Origin of the sequence: Nocardia goodfellowii, assembly GCF_017875645.1 — a bacterium.
Classification (GTDB): Bacteria; Actinomycetota; Actinomycetes; order Mycobacteriales; family Mycobacteriaceae; genus Nocardia; species Nocardia goodfellowii.
In genome coordinates this window covers 3,686,805-3,706,135 of sequence record NZ_JAGGMR010000001.1, presented here as the reverse complement: position 1 = coordinate 3,706,135, position 19,331 = coordinate 3,686,805, and the positions used below count along the sequence as shown (strand labels likewise).

Annotated in this window: 12 protein-coding genes; 5 read left to right on the top strand and 7 right to left on the bottom strand. The window is 64.8% G+C overall.

The features are described from left to right. Positions 1–167: 167 nt before the first annotated feature. Together BJ987_RS16845 and BJ987_RS16840 are read right to left on the bottom strand one after the other, a co-directional pair. Positions 168–1,904 carry an ATP-dependent nuclease gene (locus BJ987_RS16845; protein ID WP_209890670.1) on the bottom strand — a complete coding sequence of 579 codons (1,737 nt, stop codon included), beginning with the start codon at positions 1,902–1,904 and terminating at the stop codon, positions 168–170. A 240-nt stretch (positions 1,905–2,144) separates the two neighbouring features. Further along, on the bottom strand, positions 2,145–2,684 hold the full coding sequence (locus BJ987_RS16840) for a hypothetical protein (RefSeq protein ID WP_209890667.1): 540 nt from the start codon (positions 2,682–2,684) through the stop codon (positions 2,145–2,147). A 2,681-nt stretch (positions 2,685–5,365) separates the two neighbouring features. Between BJ987_RS16840 and BJ987_RS16835 the strand changes: the two genes are divergently transcribed. Then, positions 5,366–8,017: a tetratricopeptide repeat protein gene (locus tag BJ987_RS16835; protein ID WP_209890664.1), complete on the top strand. Its 2,652-nt coding sequence runs from the start codon at positions 5,366–5,368 to the stop codon at positions 8,015–8,017. Here the strand turns inward: BJ987_RS16835 and BJ987_RS38020 are convergent. Both BJ987_RS38020 and bla read right to left on the bottom strand, forming a co-directional pair. Beyond that, positions 7,999–8,907 (bottom strand): type II CAAX endopeptidase family protein, encoded by a 909-nt coding sequence (locus tag BJ987_RS38020; RefSeq protein ID WP_209890661.1) that lies wholly within the window; start codon positions 8,905–8,907, stop codon positions 7,999–8,001. The two genes, BJ987_RS16835 and BJ987_RS38020, sit on opposite strands and share 19 nt — an antisense overlap. A gap of 84 nt (positions 8,908–8,991) precedes the next feature. After that, positions 8,992–9,885 (bottom strand): class A beta-lactamase, encoded by an 894-nt coding sequence (gene bla / locus BJ987_RS16825; protein WP_209898545.1) that lies wholly within the window; start codon positions 9,883–9,885, stop codon positions 8,992–8,994. Between the two features lie 122 nt (positions 9,886–10,007). Between bla and BJ987_RS16820 the strand changes: the two genes are divergently transcribed. The 3 genes from BJ987_RS16820 (at position 10,008) to BJ987_RS16810 (ending at position 13,079) form a co-directional block, all read left to right on the top strand. Beyond that, positions 10,008–10,847: a helix-turn-helix transcriptional regulator gene (locus BJ987_RS16820; protein ID WP_209890658.1), complete on the top strand. Its 840-nt coding sequence runs from the start codon at positions 10,008–10,010 to the stop codon at positions 10,845–10,847. A 68-nt stretch (positions 10,848–10,915) separates the two neighbouring features. After that, the gene (locus BJ987_RS16815) at positions 10,916–11,674 is read left to right on the top strand and encodes an SDR family NAD(P)-dependent oxidoreductase (protein ID WP_209890655.1); all 759 of its coding nucleotides are present in this window, start codon (positions 10,916–10,918) and stop codon (positions 11,672–11,674) included. 151 nt (positions 11,675–11,825) lie between these two features. After that, positions 11,826–13,079 carry a sigma factor-like helix-turn-helix DNA-binding protein gene (locus BJ987_RS16810; protein WP_209890652.1) on the top strand — a complete coding sequence of 418 codons (1,254 nt, stop codon included), beginning with the start codon at positions 11,826–11,828 and terminating at the stop codon, positions 13,077–13,079. Here BJ987_RS16810 and BJ987_RS16805 read toward each other — a convergent pair. Further along, the gene (locus tag BJ987_RS16805) at positions 13,045–14,001 is read right to left on the bottom strand and encodes a hypothetical protein (protein ID WP_307869643.1); all 957 of its coding nucleotides are present in this window, start codon (positions 13,999–14,001) and stop codon (positions 13,045–13,047) included. The genes BJ987_RS16810 and BJ987_RS16805 overlap by 35 nt on opposite strands. Positions 14,002–14,555: 554 nt before the next feature. Between BJ987_RS16805 and BJ987_RS16800 the strand changes: the two genes are divergently transcribed. Continuing rightward, the gene (locus BJ987_RS16800) at positions 14,556–15,851 is read left to right on the top strand and encodes a hypothetical protein (protein WP_209890649.1); all 1,296 of its coding nucleotides are present in this window, start codon (positions 14,556–14,558) and stop codon (positions 15,849–15,851) included. 436 nt (positions 15,852–16,287) lie between these two features. On the opposite strand, the gene BJ987_RS16795 is transcribed toward BJ987_RS16800, so the two are convergent. Further along, entirely contained in the window at positions 16,288–17,832 is a 1,545-nt protein-coding gene (locus tag BJ987_RS16795; protein ID WP_209890646.1) for a flavin-containing monooxygenase, read from the bottom strand. Positions 17,833–17,914: 82 nt separating this feature from the next. Then, positions 17,915–19,216, bottom strand: coding sequence for a cytochrome P450 (locus tag BJ987_RS16790; RefSeq protein WP_209890643.1), 1,302 nt, complete (start codon positions 19,214–19,216; stop codon positions 17,915–17,917). Positions 19,217–19,331 lie beyond the last annotated feature (115 nt).

Sequence of the window (19,331 nt, the reverse complement as noted above, 5' to 3'; positions counted from 1 at the left end):
GTCCGGCTGCGCCAAGACAACGACCTTATGCGCCTGGCAGGCTGGCACTTACGGCAAATGGTCGGCCGGTACGGATCCTCGGTCGCTGATGAGCGCACTCGATGCGCACCGCCCAGCCAAGCTCGGCGATCAGCTATAGAGCTGGTCGGCTCAAAGCAGCCCGCAGACTAAATCGTGGCGGCTCCCGGATCGGCGGTAACTGGTTGCAGAATGCGCTCGACGAAGTCTTCCAACGGTTTTCCTGCCTGCTTCGCGTAAATTATTTCAAGGGCGGGTTCGACCCACCGGCCTTTGCTCCTCCCGAGCTCTATCCAACTTTCCAGTTCACCGACTGGCACAATGTCGATACCCCTTTTTGTTAATTTGTTCAGCAGTTCCTGAAATTCTTCTTTAGCTGGCCCGGATAGCGTCGCAATCCCGCACTTCTTAAGTGCGGACCATTTACTTAATCCAAGGATTTCATCCACCTTTGATCGTAGCTGACCCTTGCTTAGGGTTGCGGATTCTTCCGCCAGCTTACGAAATGCTTCCGTTCTACTTTGAAATATTTCCCCTTCCGAGATTGAATCCTCAATTTCCGCTGCGATCCTGCTGCGCAATTCGAGTATCTCAGCCTGCGCCGGATCATCTACTCCATAAGCTTCCATGAGCTTCTTGAGGTCCACAGCATCGCGAAGTATATCAATATCCACAACCGTTCGAGGTACTACGCCTGCTTCGATCAGCACCGATGCTATGCGACCGCATGTTTGTTTATTTTGAGCATTTACAAAAAGAGTGTCAGTGACATTGAATATCTTCGCTGCGACTGCCTGGTATATTATCCTATCGCTATCCGCCTCACAAATTACCGTGTGATTGTGAAAGATAGCTTCAATTACCCGCTGGCTTGAAAGGAGCGGATCCCTGGCGAGTTGGCTAACAGTTTTCCCACTGATCGGCGAGAACCGTATCGGGCCAACGCCATCTCTGCGAAGTCGAATAATCTTCACAGCCGCGTTTTCGGAAATCAACCCTTGCAGAAAGTGTGCGTTATGAGTAGCCAACATGATCTGTTGACCGGGCCGCTTGCCGGAATTGCGCGCGATCCATAAGCCCAGTCGCCTAGCCTGTTCAGGATGCAGGAAAGCTTCCGGTTCGTCGATCAAAATCAGACGATCGCCTGCGAGCAGTAGGCCGAGCACAATGCCCACAAAGCTCCTCATCCCGTCGCCCTGCTCCTCGAGTTCAGGAAACATCCGATAATACTGCGCCGCCTCATCGACCTGTATAGGAGCCGCATGGAAGCTTTCAGAAACTCGCAGTCGAACCTTCGCCAACCCGTAGGGGTCAAATTCGAGATCCAACCCGAAGGTTTCCTTGAATGCAGCAGCGAGCTCAGCCCGCACCTCCCTCCGAGGAAGAAGCCACTGGAGGAGCTTTGCTGGCGATGCCGCATCGTCTTGAATATCTACTGACGGGCAAGAATTCGCGAGGTCGAGCCTACTTCCCGCTGTAAGGTGCGCAACGTGAAGCTGCCCGAAGTTTTGGCTATAAGTAGTTTGTTCCCGAGAAGCACTCGATTTACCGAGTATAGAGTTCGCTGCCCATATATGCGCGGAGCCGTCGTCGACCGTAAATTCAGCCCGAGAATTCAAGTCAACCCCGAGACCGACATAGTTCAAACCGTTTCCACTGAAACGAGCCTTGTCATTTTGTATAGAATCGTAAAGGGATGATCCAGGGGAAAACTCCGTACTCAACTCTTGGACCGCGTGAAATATGTTTTCGAGTTTTCCAGTGATGATATGGCGAATATCTCGGAGCGTAGTCGACTTTCCGCAATTGTTTGGCCCGACTAGAACAGTAAGACCGTCAAGCTCGATCGCATCACCGCTGGTCGTGATTGCCTGCGAATACCTCATTTAACCGCCTTCTTCCGAGTGACCCATTTCGAGCAAGGTGTCGACGAGCATCCTGTCTAATAGCATTCGTACGAACGGGACCTTTTGCTACGGCGCATCCGAAGGGACGCTCGATATCGAACACGCGTTCGACTCAAGTTATATTCTGTAGGTGCGAATGATGGTGCTTGTGGGGGCATCATCGACACAGTTCGCGCGCCAGAGGCTCAATCGGTCTAGTTATGCGAGCTGACCACCGCGCTACCCCTCCTCGATCACCTGCGCCCCGAGGACATGGGCAGCCTCTCGAAGCGCTTCCCGGCCATCATGGTCCGCCCTCTCCTGCCTGACCGGGTCGCAGGGTAGCCGACCATCGTATTGCGCGCGGAGCGCCGCGAACGCTAGAAGATTATCGTCGTTAGGCTTTGTAGCAAGCTTTTTATCGAGCCGCGCACCCAACTCTGCGGACTCCTCGTCACCGATACTGAATCCAAACGACGCGGCTATCCGATAACCGTCCGGCGTTGCTTTACCGCTCCAGCGCAGAGCCATCGAGGGGTCCTCGGCAGCGAGGTCCCTGCGTGCTTGAGATACCAGATCCCGGGCCAGCTTCAGTCCTCGTCGCGACGGAGTGGTGTACAGGGCGCAATCCACCATCGCCAGCTTGCCGGCCTGGATCGCAACAAAGACCGATAGGGCATTGTTTTGATCATCCACGGCGACCCAAGCATGTTTCTGCCGCAGCCCTTCAGGTTTCAGGAGGCACCGCCGAATCTCACAACCATGGTTCGGTTCGCTCATCGGTCCAGTATCGGCACGGCCTGCTCGATAACCGAGGTTCGACAGTCGGCGGCGCGTTTCGGACCGGGCGGAACCGAGCACCTGAGACATCGCCTTTTCGGGCGAACCGTCCCGACCAATTCAGCCACCGGCGAGCCTCCTCTCGACCGCGGCCGTCGGCTATCTAGGTGATCGAAGACACCACGCGAGCCCCCGGTCACTGGCGCGAACCCACGTACACAGCAGCCCTGGGACTGCCCGGACAATGAGCCCGCCGGCCTTCATCCGCAGCGGCAGACCGTCCTGGCGCGCCTACGCCCGGGTAGCGAAGGCCAGGGTGGACGCTCTCGATCGCACATCCAGGACGCGTTAGCCAGTCCGGACTTCTGTCTGCGAGGGTTCGTGACCGCGGTCCGCTTGCCATATGGCAACAAATCAGTCCATATGGAACATGCCGACTGTAGAGTGCGGAGTCGTGCTGGACATCGTTCCGCACGCCACTCAGGTGAAGCCTGAGCGTGATAGGAGGCCGGAACCGGCTGTTGCGCAGCACGATCCAAGCCTCCTACCACGAAACAGCTGACACGGTTGATCTTTCAGGGACCTACGTGCGCAGCAACCAAGCCGCCAGCTCTTTGGTCGTCATGACCAGCGAGCTGGCGGCTTCTTTCATATGCGGAATTACCCGCACCGCCAGGTCTGTCCCGGTCACTCCGGCTCGCAGCCACAGAAGCCACTCCAGCCAGCGTTTCTTCCCGCCCCACCGGTCAAGCTGCCGGGACGCGTCCGGTTCACGTGATTGCACCAATACCTCGCTCTTCACTTGTAGGACCCGCCGATTGGTTGCGGCGGCCGAAGCAGCCCCACATAGCGTGGAGCGGCTTCGGCCACCACAACCCTGACGAACCCCGCCGTCCCCCGAGAGCGAGGACGACGAAAGTGGAGGTGCCACAGCAGGTTCGGAGCAACTGTGATCGAACGGTGATGAGTGTACTCATCAAGCGCCGCCGTGGAGTGAATTCGCAACAGTGCGTTTCGGCCGAAAGATTCCATGGGACACAATGGATTCGCTGCCCCCGATCCCCTGACCGTTACGAATCAACTTACCCTCATTACAGACATTGCATTCGCAATATTGCGTTCAAACCACTACAGACTGAGTATGTAGAGGTTACAGTGCGTCGTTACTGCTCGACAGTGACCATAGCTTCGTTATCGACGGGTTCGCCTTTTCGCGTTTCACGGACATAGCCACAGCGAATTCCGGCACGGTTGTACAGCTTTATACCCGACAATTCTGAACAACCTCGTGCGCATCGTTGGTCTCGAAAGATACTGGCCGGATGTCCGGTTACTGCAACGGGCCAACGTACGCCCGTAGGCTGCTCGAAAAAGGAGTGCCGATCGATGAGGTCTCCCAGCTCCTCGGTCAGGCCTTGGTCAAACCGCCGAGCGGTACTCACACCGCGGCAAGAATCGCTGGAACCAGGTCTGGCTCTCCTCGACTAGCTGTGCCATCCCATGAGGCTGGTGCCACTTGTCGCGAGGTTGATCGCGTCATCGGTAGTGATGCCGCAGGCATGCACCACAACCGCATCCCCGTCATCCTCGATCAGATACACCAGCCGATGTTTGGCTACAGAATCCTGTACGGATTGCGGCGGAGTGACCAACCGGATAGCTGATTCCAGGCGGTTATGGGTTCAGCTAGATGAACTAGCGGTGGCACGGTTACCGGTCGCACGCCAGCGCGGGACTTGGTGGTCTCGACCTTCCGTCCGTCTTCCTTCGTCCTCACGACGCCAAGACGGATCTTGAGCGTTATTCGATCCTTCGCCACTACGACGTTTCCCGCCGCAGTTCGGTCAGCTCGCCAAACAGAAGCGCGCGCACCAAGCCGCGAGTTCGACCATAAGCTATAGTCGCGCAGGCATTTTCGACACGATGATCGCGAGCTCCTGGACCGTAGCCGGGGGGACTTCATGAGTGGGTTCAACCGATCCCGCACCGTGAATCCGTACCGAGTTCACCGGAATTGCTCCTCGCTCTCACTGGGGGCTGATTTTTGTGCCCACCGCTGCCCGACCAAAGAGTCACCCTGACGCGGCCCAGCTGGCCCATCGGCGAGCAAGACCTGACGACAGTTCCAGTAACCGATCCCTCGTGCCGCCCCAAGCATGTTCTATATCGCGGTACCGGAGTGGATGGCGGTTTAGCCTTGTCACATACGGGATTCGCGCGTGGCGGAAGTGCTCAGGAAGGATTCGAGGTGGCTTCCACGGGGGCAGTGCTGGTTCGGGTAGCAGCGCCGACGGCGCTGGTGGCGGTCGTCGCGACTGCTTCGGCTATCGCGGTGAATATGGCCACAGGTGCTGAGGCACAGTGGTGGTGGTGGCTGTTTGTCGGCGCGTTGACGGTGCTCGGGTTCGTGGCGTCATTGTGGCAGTTCGTGCGCCAAAACAGCACTAGGGCAACGACATCGGCGGTTGTCGCATCGGGCGAACGGAGTGTGGCTGTACGGGGCGATACCGCTGGCTCTATCAGTACTGGAAATATCAACGGCACGAGTACGGCTTCGCCGGGTGGTTCCGGGACAACGGCGCAGGCAAGCGTGACAGCGTCAGGTAGTCGGTCCGTGGCTGTGGAAGGCGCCACGGGCGGGGACATCTCAACCGGCGACCGCAGCTGATAAGGCGGGACGGATGCCCCGCTGGCGCTGGGAAGGCCGGTCCGCGAAGACCACGGACTCGGTGACCGACACGCACGCTTCCGGTGAGCGGTCGATCGCGATCGGCGAGCATTCGTTTGTCGGTGCCGCCTTTACCGGGGACAACGCCCGCGCCATACAGCTGCCCGTAGAGGCGTTCCGGCCGATCGCACAGGTTCAGGCACCGCCGGGCATCGATAATGTGCCCGCGCGCTCGGCTCATTTCGTGGGACGTGAGCGGGAGCTGGCTCGCTTGGATTCGGCATTGTCCGGGGCGGGGCCAGTGGTGCTGGCGGTCCATGGTTTGGGTGGGATCGGCAAGACGACGTTGGTGGCGGAGTGGGCTGCGAGGGGTGGGCGTGCTCCGGTCCGGTGGGTTACCGCGGATACGTCCGCGGGCGTCGAGCGGGGGCTGGCGGAGTTTGCCGGTGCTCTGCAACCGGCGTTGGCGCAAGTCTTGACCGTGGAGCAACTCGCCGAACGGACTCTGCAATGGCTGGCCACCCACAGCGGGTGGTTGCTGGTGCTGGACAACGTCAACAACCCGGCCGATATCGCGGACGTGCTCGCTCGCGCTCACGGCGGTGGCAGGATCGTGATCACCAGTCGCCTCGGCACGGGATGGCAAAGCGTCGGGGCCGCCATTGTTCGGGTCGATGTCCTGGAGTCCTCCGACTCGGAGGCTTTGCTCACCGGCCTCGTCACCGCGGACGGGCCGCGCTCGCTCGACGGAGTCGTCGAATTGTGCGCGGTCCTAGGGCATTTGCCGCTGGCCGTCGAGCAGGCGGGCGCGTATCTCGCGCAGAACCCGTTCATCACTCCACGTGGCTATCTCGACCTGTTGTCGCAGTATCCCGGGGATATGTATCGGCAGACCGGGGAGGCCGCTGATCCGGATCGCACGATCGCCCGGATCTGGCGCGTCACGCTGGACCGGATCATCACGGACCATCCATTAGCCGCGGACGTGCTGCGGATACTGGCTTGGTATGCCCCCGACACCATCCCGGTCACGCTGCTCGAAGGTTTGGCAGACCCGCCCGCGTTGCACTCCGCACTCGGTGCCCTGGTGGCGTACAACATGATCACCCCGAACCCCGAAAGGGGCACCCTGGCCATCCATCGGCTGGTGCAGGCCGTGGCTCGGACGCCGGATCTCGACGATGGGGAACGGATGCCGGCGGTGATCGAGCACGCACACGCTCGCGCTGCCGTCATGCTGCGGAAAGCGTTGCCGGACTGGGGAGATCCGGCGACCTGGCCGACGTGGCGCCTTCTGCTGCCGCATGTCGATGTGCTGCTCGCCCGCTCCGGCGACGACACGGTCGTCACAGCGGAGATCCTCAGCCGGGCGGGCAAGTTTCTCGAGGGTCAGGGCGGACATGATCGGGCCATCGCGTACGCGCACCGCGCCTTTGCCGCCCGTGCGCGAATCCTGGGCAACGACCACCCGGACACGCTCGGCTCCCGCCACGATCTCGCCAGCGCTTACGGCTCAGCGGGCGAAACGACCGAAGCCATCTCACGCTACGAACGCAATCTCGCCGACCGCGAACGGGTCCTGGGCACCGACCATCCCGACACGCTCACCTCCCAGAACAACCTCGCCGAGGCTTACAGCAAAGCGGGACGAATTGCCGAAGCCATCCCCCTGCTGGAGCGCACCCTCACCGACCGCGAACAAATCCTGAGCTCCGACCACCCAGACACGCTCGCCTCCCGCAACAATCTGGCCAGCGTCTACGGCTCGGCGGGGCGAACCCTCGAGGCCATCCCGGTCCTGGAACGCACTGTCACCGATATCGAACGGGTCTTGGGCCCTGGCCACCCGAGTGCTCTCACCTCCCGCAACAACCTCGCCGGCGCCTACGAATCAGCGGGGCGCTTCACCGAAGCCATCGACTTGCTCGAGCGGAACCTCGCCGACCGCGCACGCATTCTGGGCAGCGACCACCCCGACACCCTCACCGCTCGCAACAACCTGGCCAGCGCCTACCGCAGAACCGGACGAAACACCGAAGCCATTGCCTTGCTAGAGCGCAATCTCGCCGATACCGCACGGATCTTGGGCCCGGACCACACGACCAGCCTTACTTCCCGCAACAACCTCGCCAGCCTCTACGGCGCGGCGGGACGAGTCATCGAGGCCATCCCGCTCTACGAACGCAATCTCGCGGACCGGGAACGGATCCTGGGCCCCGACCACCCGGACACCCTCACCTCCCGCAACAACCTCGCCGATGCCTACAGCAGGGCCGGACGGTCCACAGAAGCCATTGCCTTGCACGAGCGGAACCTGGCCGACCGCGAACGGATCTTGGGCGACGACCACCCGCACACGCTGTCCTCGCTCAACAACCTCGCCAGCGCCTACAGCAAAGCGGGCCGGGCCACCGACGCCATCCCCCTCTACGACCGGACTATCGCCGATAGCGAACGAATCCTTGGTCCCGACCACCCCGACACGCTCACCTGCCGCAACAACCTCGCCAGCGCTTACCACAAAACGGGGCGAACGGCCGAAGCCATTGTCCTGCACGAGCGCAACCTCACCGACCGCACCCGAATTCTGGGCACTGACCATCCGGACACCGTCAGCTCGCGCAACGCAATCGACCGGCTGCGTAGTCAGCGATCCCCCGACTGAGAACGACGTCGCCATTCCGGCACCGTCACATACCGATTGCGGCGTCGTTCGGAAGTGGTGTCACGGGCGTAGCCGATCCGCCCGCGGGTGAGAACGAGGACGAGCAGGCCGGAACCGGCCATGACGGCCACGTTGATCCACTGGTAGACCGGGTCGATGGCGGCGGATTGGAGGCCGTAGGCGAGATTGGAGCAGGTGTGGGCGGTGACGATGAGCATGACGTTGCCGCCCGAGGTGTTGTACAGCCAGCCGAGGACGAGGCTGAAGCCGGTCGTCGACAGCAGGTACAGGGGGAAGTTCAGGTTCGATTGTGCGACAGCGGGATTCCACCAGAGGGGTAGATGCCACAGTGACCAGGCGACGCCGAGGAGGAGGTTGGCCGACCAGGGTGGGAGTTCGGCTTGCAGGCGCGGGAGGGCGTAGCCACGCCAGCCGAATTCTTCGTCGATGCCGCCGCCCAGGATGAAGGTGAACACGAACATCGGGGCGAGGGCGATCAGCCCGGCGAGGGCGCCGGAGGAGTCCCAGGTCGCTCCGGCGATCAAATGGACGGGGACGGTGCCCAGCACCATCGCGGCCATACCGAAGGTGGCCAGGACGTAAAACCCTGGGGCGGAACGCCATTGGAAGGCGTGCCGCAGGAACGGCCGGACGCCGGGACCGCCGGAGGCTGTGCTGGAACAGATCAGAGCCGCGAGCAGCGGGCCGAGGCCGCCGGGGATCATCAGGACGATCCAGGGCAGGTCCAGGGGCAGGGTGCCGCGCTCGATCAAGGCGGCCGGTATCCACCACATCCAGGTGAGCACGAAGGCCAGCGCGAAGAAGACGAGGACGGGGCGGAGCCCCTTGTCGTGTTGCGACTGTCGCTCGATGTGTTGCCATGCTGGCACCGTATGCAGCGCGGCCTCGTCGCAACTCAGACCGCAGTATCGAATTCGCCTCATACGCAGCGGTGACAATCCGCGCGATGACCGTCAGGCCAGTGTTGCCGCGACGTACTCGGCAGCCTCGGCGAGCAGGGCTTGGTCGTAGGGTGCGTCTTTGGCGGACTTGCTGGACATGAGCGCCAGGACGATGGGTGGTGTGCTCGGGGGCCAGAGAACCGCGATGTCGTTCAGGGTGCCGTAGTCGCCGGTGCCGGTCTTGTCGGCGACACGCCACTCCGGGGGGATGCCGGCTCGGATGCGTTGGTCACCGGTGCGATTGCGTTCGAGGAGGTCGAGCAGGAAGGCGCGTTTGTCGATGGGCAGGATGTCGCCGAGGAGCAGGGTGTGGAAATCGGCGGCGAGGGCGCGGGGGGTGGAAGTGTCGCGGGGGTCGCCGGGCGTGGCCTCGGTGAGGAAGGGTTCGGTGCGGTCCATCCGGGTGACGGTGTCGCCGAGAGTGCGCGCGAACGCGGTGAGTTCGGCGGGGCCGCCGAGTTCGCGGAGCAAGAGGTTGCCGGCGGTGCCGTCGCTGTAGCGGACGGCGGCGTCGCACAGGGCACGGAGGGTCATGCCGGTACCGACGTGGTCGCGGGTGATGATGGAGCTTTTCATCAGGTCGGCGGGGGTGTATGCGCGGACGGTGTCCAAGTGGGACAGCGGGTTTCGGTGCAGGATCGCGGCCGCGGCGAGGGCTTTGAAGGTCGAGCAGAATGCGAAGGGTTCGTCGGCGCGGTGGGTGATGGTGCGACCGGTCGCGGTGGACAGGGCGTAGACGCCGAGGCGGGCGTCGAATTTCTGTTCCAGGGCGACGAGGTCGTCGTGCGGCACCTCTGCGGGGCTGTCGTGGCGCACCTCGGTGGGCGCGGTCTCGGTCGCGCATGCCGCCAGCGATAGCAGTGCCGCGCTGAGCAGGGTCCGGCGGTTGATGCACGGCTGCGGCATGATTCCCTCTCCCGTCATGCTGTCGATCGTCCCGATGGGCACCGGACGCACTCTCCCAGCCACCCGCTACGCACGCAACGCGGCGCGGGACGATATCGGTACGACAGCTTGTTGACGTTGCTATGACCAGCGAGGACACGGCCCACCGCCGCGAACGGCTCCGAGAGTTCCTGCGTGCTCGCCGGGCACGGATCTCTCCGGCCGAGGTCGGATTGCCGGTGGCGGGGCGGCGGCGGACGCCGGGGCTGCGGAGGGAAGAAGTCGCGATGCGGGCCGGGGTGGGGGTGTCCTGGTACACGTGGTTGGAACAGGGGCGCGAGATCTCGGTCTCGGGCGAGGTGCTGGACGCTGTGGCGAGCGCACTGCTGTTGAGCGAGGCGGAGCGAGCGCATCTGTATCTGCTGGCGGGGCTGAATCCGCCTGTCGCGGTATCTCATTCGCGGCAGGAGGTGAGCTCGGAGGTACTGCGCCTGCTCGAGGCGTGGGGGCAGCGACCGGCCGTGTTGCGCGACCGTTCCTGGAATATCTTGGCGTTCAACGACTCCGCGCGTGCGGTGTTCGGATTCGATGGCGGACAGCACAATTGCCTCGAGACCTTCTTCACCAATCCGCGCTATCGCGCGATGCCCGAGGTGTGGGCCGCGGCCGCACCCGCGGTGGCGGGGGCCTATCGAGCGGATGCGGCACATTTCTCGGGTGACAGCGATTTCGCCAGAGTGGTAGCGAAACTCAAAGCGGCGAGCCCTGAATTCGAGGAGTTGTGGGAGCGGCACGAGGTGGCCGCGCCGGAGCAGGCGGTGAATGCGCTGCGACATCCCGAGGTCGGCGAGCTGTATTTCGAGACGACCACCCTGACGGTCGCCCACCATCCGGAATGGTCGCTGATTCTCTACAACCCGCAGGCGGGCACCGACACCGCCGGGCGTTTGGAACGACTGCATCGGCTTCGGCTGTCGGCCTAGCCTGGTGCTGGCGGACCTACGATAAGCGAGCTCTGGTTGCCGTGAACCGGGCTCGGCACGCTGAAGCCATGACGCACAACAGATTCCACGACAAGATCGCCCTCGTCACCGGCGGGTCCAGCGGCATGGGATCGGCCGCGGCGCGGCGACTCGTTGCCGAGGGCGCGCACGTGGTGGTCACCGGGCGGGACAAGGCCCGGCTCGACGCGATCGTGGCCGAACTCGGCGACCGGGTGCTGGGCGTGCCCGGAGACGTGACGAACCTTACCGATCTCGACAACCTCGTCGCGGCGGTGCGCGATCGGTTCGGGCGACTGGACGTCGTCTTCGCCAACGCGGGGATCGGCGCGTTCCAACCCCTCGACGCGGTCACCGAGGACGAGTTCTACCGGGTGGTCGACAGCAACTTCAAGGGAGCGTTCTTCACTATTCAGAAGTCGCTGCCGCTGCTGTCCGACGGCGGAGCCATCGTCATCAACGCGTCGTTCGCCCTTCATCGGGGATCGCCCGGCGCGGCTCTGTATTCCGCCAGTAAAGCCGCGGTGCAGAACCTCACACGCACCCTCGCCGCCGAATTGGCGCCCCGCGGCATCCGGGTCAACTCGATCAGCCCGGGCTATATCGACACCCCGGCGTTCCGCGCCGAAGCCTCGCCCGAAATCCGGGCGGCGGCGGGTTCCAGCGTCGCTACCGGGCGAGTCGGGACGCCCGAGGAGGTCGCCGCCGCGGTCGCCTTCCTCGCGTCCGGCGAGGCCTCCTACATCAATGGGCACGAATTGCTCGTCGACGGCGGTCTGACCACGGTGATTCCGTCCGCGATGGTGTAGCGGCCCGACTCGGAGCGCGCGGGGAATCAAGTCGGTGCTGTCGCCGGGTGCTGGGCATCGAACCGGTCGAGGAGACGCGTACAACCGGGAGTTGTCGGTGTCCGCGACTAGGCTTTGCCGGACAGAGGCGAAGTCGAGGGAAGGGGCACCGGTGACGGCTGATGCGCAGGCAGCGCCCGAGGCGAGTGCGGACCCCGAATTCGCCGACGATCTCGAAACCGACGTGTCCTTCGGGCTGGAAGAGATCAACGAGGTGCTGGCCGAATTGATCGACGGACAAGCCGAGCGCAGTAGACGCGACGCCGACATCCTCAGGTTGCGGCTAGGGGTGAGCGGGGCCCGGCCGGAGACACTCGCTCGAATCGGAGCACGGTACGACCTGGCGCGAGACCGGGTGCGGCAGTTGCACACCCGGTCCGTCGGGCAGATGCTGCGGGAAACGCAGCTCAGCGGATCGCGGCTGGCGGCATTCACGCGACGGTATCCGCTGCGGGCGCGAGATCCGGCGCTGACCCGGGCGCTGCTGGTGGAAACGTATGCGACCGAGACCGACCTCGTCGGCAACGAGCTGGCGTATTTGAAACTCCGGCTCGCCGGGCATCCGCCCGAGGACGCGAAGCGGGTCGCGGGCTACGTCATGCAGCGGATCATGGCGTGGCAGAAGAAGACGAATCGGCGGCTGGCGAAGCTGCACGACGCCGGGGCACTGGCGACGAGTCAGGTGAACTCCTGGCTCGGGCACGTCGATTGGCCCGGCGGGAAAGCCGCGGCGTTGCCGATACGGTCGGCACGCACCATCGACGGGGACGACGACGGACGCGGCCGGTTCTACCTGGACAAGGTGGGGCGGGACGTGCGGTTCGATTCGGCATTGCAGGCGCGGTTGTTGCAGACGCTCAACGCCAGCGCGCTCGTCGACACCTTCCAGGAGCATCCCAGCGCGATCACGTTCGACCTCGATGGGGCCGAACAGGTTACCTATCCGACGATCGCCGCGCGGTTCACCGACGGACGGGTAGCGCTGATCGATGTGCAGCCGCTGGGGCACGTCGGATTCCACGTCAACCGTGCTGCGTCGGCGGCGGCCCGAGCGCACGCGCACGGCAACGGGTGGGGCTGGCTCGTGTGGACAGGTAGCCATATCGGCATACCGGAACTGCTGCACCGCAAGGTAGACGCACACCTCGGGGCGCGACTACAGGAGCTGCTGGACCGCGGACCGGTGTTCTGGCCCGCGGTCCGTCAACTCCGTGACGAAACCGACCTCGATCTGCTGGATTTCACCGCTCTGGTGCTCCGCAACGAATGGCGCTGGGACCGCGCGCCGTTCCTGCTCCGCCCCGGCGACAGCGCGACGACAACCGCCGCCCTCAGCGCACCACCATCGCCCCGGCGACAAAGGTGACGATCAGCATCATCGAGCAATAGGTGACCAGTTGCCAGTGGCTGATGGTGTCCTGGAGGCCCTTGATGGTGGCACGCAGCGAGGCGTCGACGCGGTGATGGTCGGCCAGTTTGCGGTTCGCTTCGGCCAGGGAGTCGGCTCGCTCCTCGGTGTCGAGTTCGGCGCGCTCCAACCGCGAGGTGAGCTTCATGATCTGTTTCTGCTTGTCCCGCACGGATTTCCGGGAAAGGGCTAGCGAGGTGCGCTGGTTTACCAGCTCCTGCCGCTGACGGGCGATCACCATCGCTTGCGCGTGCGTATGGTGCGTCCAGTCGGTCACGGTGCCCCAGCCTCCGGTCAGTTCGTCGCGGTATCCCCAGACGATCGTGCCCGACAGAAAACCGGCCAAGAAATCGCGTAGCTCGAACGGGGTGGAGCGCGGCGCGGCCAGGGCGCGGCCATCCGAGGTGAGCATGCCGGATTCGATCAGATAATCGCAGGCCGGTGGCGCGAAATTGGCGATGCCGAGTGCGGGCAGGTGCGCGACCCAGTAGCCGGGCTGGCACAGCCACAGCACGCTTTCGCAGCCCGCCGCACGCAACCGCTGCATGTGCTCCACCGCGCCGGCGCGATCCAGCGGCCCGGAACGCACCTCGATGGCGAACTGACGTTCGCCGATCCGGTAGTAGATGTCGACCGGGAGGTCGCCGATGCGGCGATCTACTTCGGCCTCGTCGACGCCCAACGCGAGCAGGCGGGCGCAGAGCCAGTATTTGAGGCGCTGGATATCCCACTGGGCGTCAGCGCATTCCACGCATCGGCAGCTGTACCGGGAAATACCCACGGAAGTTCCACCGGTGTCCTCGGGGGCGTCGCCGATCCCGAGTTCGGCGAGCACCGCTCGACGCCCACAAGCCTTGTCCGCACGCTGCTTGGTTCGCACGCGATCACTCCCCTGCCCAATAAACACCTTGGTCTTGCGACCTAATCCATAGATCAAGAGTGCGTCAGATGCGCGCCGCTCGCCAGCCCCCTATACCCCGCGCCCGGGTGCGCCACAACTGCTGAAAACCGTTCGACCAGCCGATGTGTGGTGCATCACAAGGGTTTTCGCAGCGACATGCGAGATCATCGCCACAGAAATTCCGCCGGATTGACAATTCCAGCCAATCGCAGGAAACGGCACAGTGATGATTTCGAGACCAAACCGCCCCCGACCGGCGCTCTTCGCGGGCGAACGCCCAGTCCAGCCCGGGTAAGCGCGCCAGCCAATTCCGGGCAACCCCGGCATGGCCCGGCCGACATCGCCGACAGGATCATTGGCGCGCGAATCCGGACAATCCGGCCAGACGGGCAAGTAACTGGAGAACTTGCGCCCGCGCGAAAGGCCCAGGGGGCACGTGAGGTTGGGCTCTCGCCCCGCACACCCCTGGGTTCGCGGATAGAATCGCCCGGGCCACGGGCGTGATCGCGCACTCGACGGGGAAGAAGGTACGGATGGAGCACGGCCAGCAGGGCGGCGAGTCGATCGGCGAGATCATATCGGGCATCGCGGAGATTTTGCGTGAAGTCAGCGACAAGCTGGACGCGGTGGCGGCCCGGGTCGACGAAGCTCGCGACGAGAGTTCGGTGGCCGCGCGGTTGGCGAAGCTGGAAGCCTGGGCTTTCCGTACCGACCAAGACATTTCGAAGCTGGGGTCGCGAATCGACGGCGTGGAGAGCGGCACGCGTGCCGAATCGGTCACGCGCACCGAATCCGCTCCGACGGAACCCGCACCGCACGCCCAACCGGTCAACCGGCCCGAACCCGCTCGTGAGGAACCCGCGACCCGGGCCGAACGCCGGGAGCGGGCCCGCGCCGAGAATCCCGCGCCGGCACCCGCCCAGAACGACCTCCCCCAACGCACCGCCATGCCGCAGCGCGGGGCCACACCCGCGCGCGCCGAAGGAGAATCCGCCGAGCGTCCGCTACCGCGAGCCGTGGCCAACCGCTCGCAGCCCCCGGCCCGCGCCGACCAGCCCGAGCCGGTCGGTGGGCGCGGTACCGCGCCCGTCGCCGACACCGCTTTCAGCAGCGAACGGCGGCTGCCGACAGTGCCCGCAGCCCTGAACGACTGGGTCGAGCCCACACCCGAGCCCACCCCGCGCTCCGAATCCGCCGCGCCCGCAGGCCATTCCGAACGCCTCGAGCCGGTCGGAATCACCCCGCGCGACGAACGCTTCACCCCCTCCGGCATCACCGAGGCCGCGCCGAACACCACTCCGCAGGGCATCGACTACGCCGCGTTGCGCGCCCGCAACGAAAACCAGGAAACAGCACGCCCGCCAGGTCTCACCGATCTTCCGACGCGCACACCGCAGTCGCCCGCGAACCTCAACGGACGCGGCGGGGAAATCAACGGGCGCACGGAGATCACCGGACGCTCCGAAACCTTTACCTCCACCGGCTTGAACGGCCGATTGGAAAACCTCACCAACTCCGCCGACCGACCCGAAAACTCCCATTTCACCGGCCGCGCGGACACCTCCACCCACATCACCGGTAGCGGCCGTCTCGAACCCCCACCCAGCATCAGCTTCGACTCGCCCAACCCAACTACCAACGGCCGCAACGAATCAAGCCTCACCTCGCCCCGCCCGGACCCCGACATCTCGACCACCGCCCCGCAACGGCCGACCATCGACGACAACGCCCACGTCGACAAACTCCAAGCCATGCTCGACGAACTCAAGCGAAACCCCCACGGCCCCTTCGGCCGCCCCCTGAGCAACCCGCCCGGCGACCTACCCTGACCGGAGGCCCGGCGGAACCCGGAAAGTCGAGTTCACCGACCTTGCAGCGGTTCCGATCAGAGCCACTACTCGCACAGCGGCGCAAGGGAACTGGAGCCGCGTCCTGCGGGCAGCAGCTATTCCGGACGGGCGGGGTTCGAGGACTTCGCGTCGACCACACTCGTCCAGTGGCGTAGCCAGTTCCGGCAGGGTGATGGCACATCGCGCCGACCGGTTCCAGCGAAGCCACGGTTCCAGCGCGACGACCGGCCCTCAGCCAGGCAATGCGGTTTCAGTGACGCGACCGGCTCCAGCGAGCGACCCGTTCGAGTCGGACGACGATTCCGGCAAGACCACCGGTCCTGCCGAGAGACCTGCCCCGCCAGACGACCAGTCGTAGCGAGACCCGTCTCAGCCCCGCGCCGGGGTTCTCCGAACGGAGATTCGCCCGGCTCGGTCAGCGGTGGTCGGCGTGGGGGCGCTGGGGTTGGGGGTAGAGGGGTTCGGTGGGTGGGGTTCGCTTTTCGGTGCTGGAGTGGCGGCGTTCGCCCAGGCCGCGGTAGGACGAGGGCTTGACGGGGCGGAACCATTGGACGAGGCGGGTTCGCAACGGTAGTCGGAAACGCAGGTCGGACAGCATTTCGTCGATGTTGTGCAGGGAGAAGGGGGTGATGGCGGTGCCGTGGGCGTGGTGGCCCGCGGTACCGGCGTCCATCCAGCGCAGGCGGTCGTCGACCTTGGCGGCCATGTCCTCGGGGGCGGGCAGTTGGATGCGGCCCTGCAGGAAAGCGGCGGTCCAGTGGGCGCCGACTTCGGCGTTGAGCGTGGCGACGGTGGAGGCGTTGTAGCCGGCGAAGGTCAGGTTGGGGACGGTGACGGGGAGGATGTGGCGGTAGAGGCGGAAATTGCCGTCGTCGTCGGTGAGCTGGCGCTGGATGTAGGGGGTGAGGAAGGGGACGCGCTGCTGGAAACCGGTGGCGCACACCACGATGTCGGCGGGCAGCTGCTCGCCGGTGTCGAGCTGGACCGCGGGACCCTGTGGCGTGCCGAACATTTCGGTGATCGAGGTGTCCCGGGCGACGAAGATGCGACCGTCGCGGACCTGTTCGTAGAAGCCCTCGGTGGCCAGGGAGAAGGTGCTCTGCGCGATTTCCTCGAAACGGGTGTCCGGCATCAGGTCGAGCTCGCGTAGCCGGGTCTGCTTGGTGGCGAGTTCGCGCAGCAGATCGAAGTTGCTGTCGCGGAAGGAGACGCCGCCGCCGTGCAGGAAACGTTCGAACCAGCCGAGCCGCTGGTAGCGGAAGTGCGCCTCGCCCATGCGGGTCAGCATCAGACGTTCGTAGTCGAAACCGGGCGCGACCTTGCGCGGCAGCTTCCACAGCAGCCGGCGCGCCACCACCGTCGTCGACGCCGCGACATGACTGACGGCTTCGGCGATATCGCAGGCGGACTGGCCGTAGCCGACGACCACGACGTTGCGGCCGCGGGCCCATTCGGCGTCGTGGAAATCGGTCGAGTGACACAGGTAGCCGCCGGCCGACTGGAACTTGTCGGCGCCCGGGTAGTCGGGCATGGCGGGTTCGTTGAAGACGCCGTTGGCGATCACCAGGTGATCGCAGGAGGTGCGGTGGATCCCGGTGTCGTCGCGAATCTCGAGCAGCCAGCCGCTGTCGACCGGGTCCGCGGCGACCACCTCGGTGCCCAACCGCAGATTCTCGCGCAGACCGAACTGCTGGACATATCGTTCGAGGTAGGCCTGCATCTGCGCCCCGTCGGGGACGCGCGGGTAGTCCTCGGGCATGGGGAAGTCGGAGAAGTGGTAGGTGTTGCGGCTGTTCTGCGTACGCAACCCCGGGTAGCGCCGGGTGGCGCTCCACACACCCCCCACGTCCGGGGCCCGGTCGAACACCTCGACCGGGAACCCTTCCCTGCTCAAAACCTTCGCGCTGGCCAGGCCTGCAACACCCGCACCAACGATCGCGATGCGGTTCCCGCTCGTCATGGGCACCGAGATTACCCGTATGCGGGCACCCGTAATGCCCGCGCGCCCGATTTCGGCGGATACCAACAGGTTAGAACGGCGTTTACCGCGCGGTCACAACGATTCGAGCCTTGCCGCGCGGCACCGTGGTGATGTTGCGCACCCGAGCGCGTTCCGGCTTCCCGGTGGCCGGGGTGAGCGCGTAGCGGGTGAGAATTTCGCGCAGCACCACCGTCCCCTCCATCATCGAGAAGCCCGCGCCGATGCACCGGCGCACGCCGCCACCGAACGGCAGCCAGGTGTGCGGCTCGACCTCCCCTTCGAGGAACCGCGCCGGGCGGAAGACCTCGACATCGGTGTAATTCTCCGGACTGCGGTGCGCCAGGGTGATGGAACAGCTGACGGTCGTGCCCGCGGACAGCGTCCACCCGGCGACAGTGGTCTCGGTGGTGAGGCGGCGGACCGCGCCGGGGATCACCGGATGCAGGCGCATCGCCTCCTTCAGCACGGCCTCCAGCGCTTTGTCGTCCTCGTCGCGCGCCGCCTCGAACGCCGCCCGCTGGACCGCCGGGTGCGTGGCGAGTTCGTGCAGCGCCCAGGACAATGCCGCGGCCGTCGTCTCGTGTCCGGCCAGCAGCAAGGTGATGAGTTGATCGCGCAGCTCCGCGTCCGTCAGCGGTGGGTCGGCGCCCGCGGAACCGACCTGCAGCAGACGCGAGAGCACATCGGCGCGGTCGGCGAGATCGGGTGCGGCCCGGCGCGTGGCGATCTCTCGATACAGCAGATCGTCGACGGCCGTCAGGTTGGCGTGGAACGCCTTCCACGGCTGATAGCGCCGCAGCGCGGGCGTACGCAGCCCGGCGTACTGTAGCGCTCCGACATCGACGATGCGACGCAGGCGCGGCACCAGTTCGGCGCGGACGGCCGCGTCGGTGACGCCGAACACCACACGCATGATGACTTCGAGGGTGAGCGCGTTCATCCGGTCCAGCGTGGTCACCGTGGAATTCGGTTGCCACGCGGCGACTTCCGCCGCGGCGATCTCGGCGACCAGTTCTCGATAGCCGCGCAGGGACGCGTTGTTGAACGCGGGCAGCAGCAACTTCCGGGTGCGTGCGTGCTCGGCCTCGTCGGTGAGCAGCACCGAGTGCGCGCCCATGACGGGCCCGAGAATGTTGTTGGCCTCCCCCGCGTGCATGGTGCGCGGGTCGCCGCCGAAGACCTCCCTGATGTGTTCGGGACGGGAGAACACCACCACGTTGTCGTTGAACGGCGGCACCCGCACCGCGAAGACATCGCCGTAGCGCCGCCGCAACGCACCGAGGAACAGCGGGCGACGACGCAGATAAAGAGCGGTCTGGACGAACGGGGGCAGTGGCGGTCCGGGCGGATAGGTCACGGTCATCGAGCCTCCCTGCTGTCCGACGACTGTCGGCACTCCTCGGCCGCTCCGTAGCCGGATCGGGCCGTGCCCCTTCGATACTGGCATGCGCTGGGAAGCGCGGCCAGCCCCGGCGACG

Coding starts and splice junctions, on each gene's coding strand:
- BJ987_RS16845 (WP_209890670.1), bottom strand. CDS start 1,904: ATGAGGTATTCGCAGGCAATCACGACCAGCGGTGATGCGATCGAGCTT.
- BJ987_RS16840 (WP_209890667.1), bottom strand. CDS start 2,684: ATGAGCGAACCGAACCATGGTTGTGAGATTCGGCGGTGCCTCCTGAAA.
- BJ987_RS16835 (WP_209890664.1), top strand. CDS start 5,366: ATGCCCCGCTGGCGCTGGGAAGGCCGGTCCGCGAAGACCACGGACTCG.
- bla (WP_209898545.1), bottom strand. CDS start 9,885: ATGCCGCAGCCGTGCATCAACCGCCGGACCCTGCTCAGCGCGGCACTG.
- BJ987_RS16820 (WP_209890658.1), top strand. CDS start 10,008: ATGACCAGCGAGGACACGGCCCACCGCCGCGAACGGCTCCGAGAGTTC.
- BJ987_RS16815 (WP_209890655.1), top strand. CDS start 10,916: ATGACGCACAACAGATTCCACGACAAGATCGCCCTCGTCACCGGCGGG.
- BJ987_RS16800 (WP_209890649.1), top strand. CDS start 14,556: ATGGAGCACGGCCAGCAGGGCGGCGAGTCGATCGGCGAGATCATATCG.
- BJ987_RS16795 (WP_209890646.1), bottom strand. CDS start 17,832: ATGACGAGCGGGAACCGCATCGCGATCGTTGGTGCGGGTGTTGCAGGC.
- BJ987_RS16790 (WP_209890643.1), bottom strand. CDS start 19,216: ATGACCGTGACCTATCCGCCCGGACCGCCACTGCCCCCGTTCGTCCAG.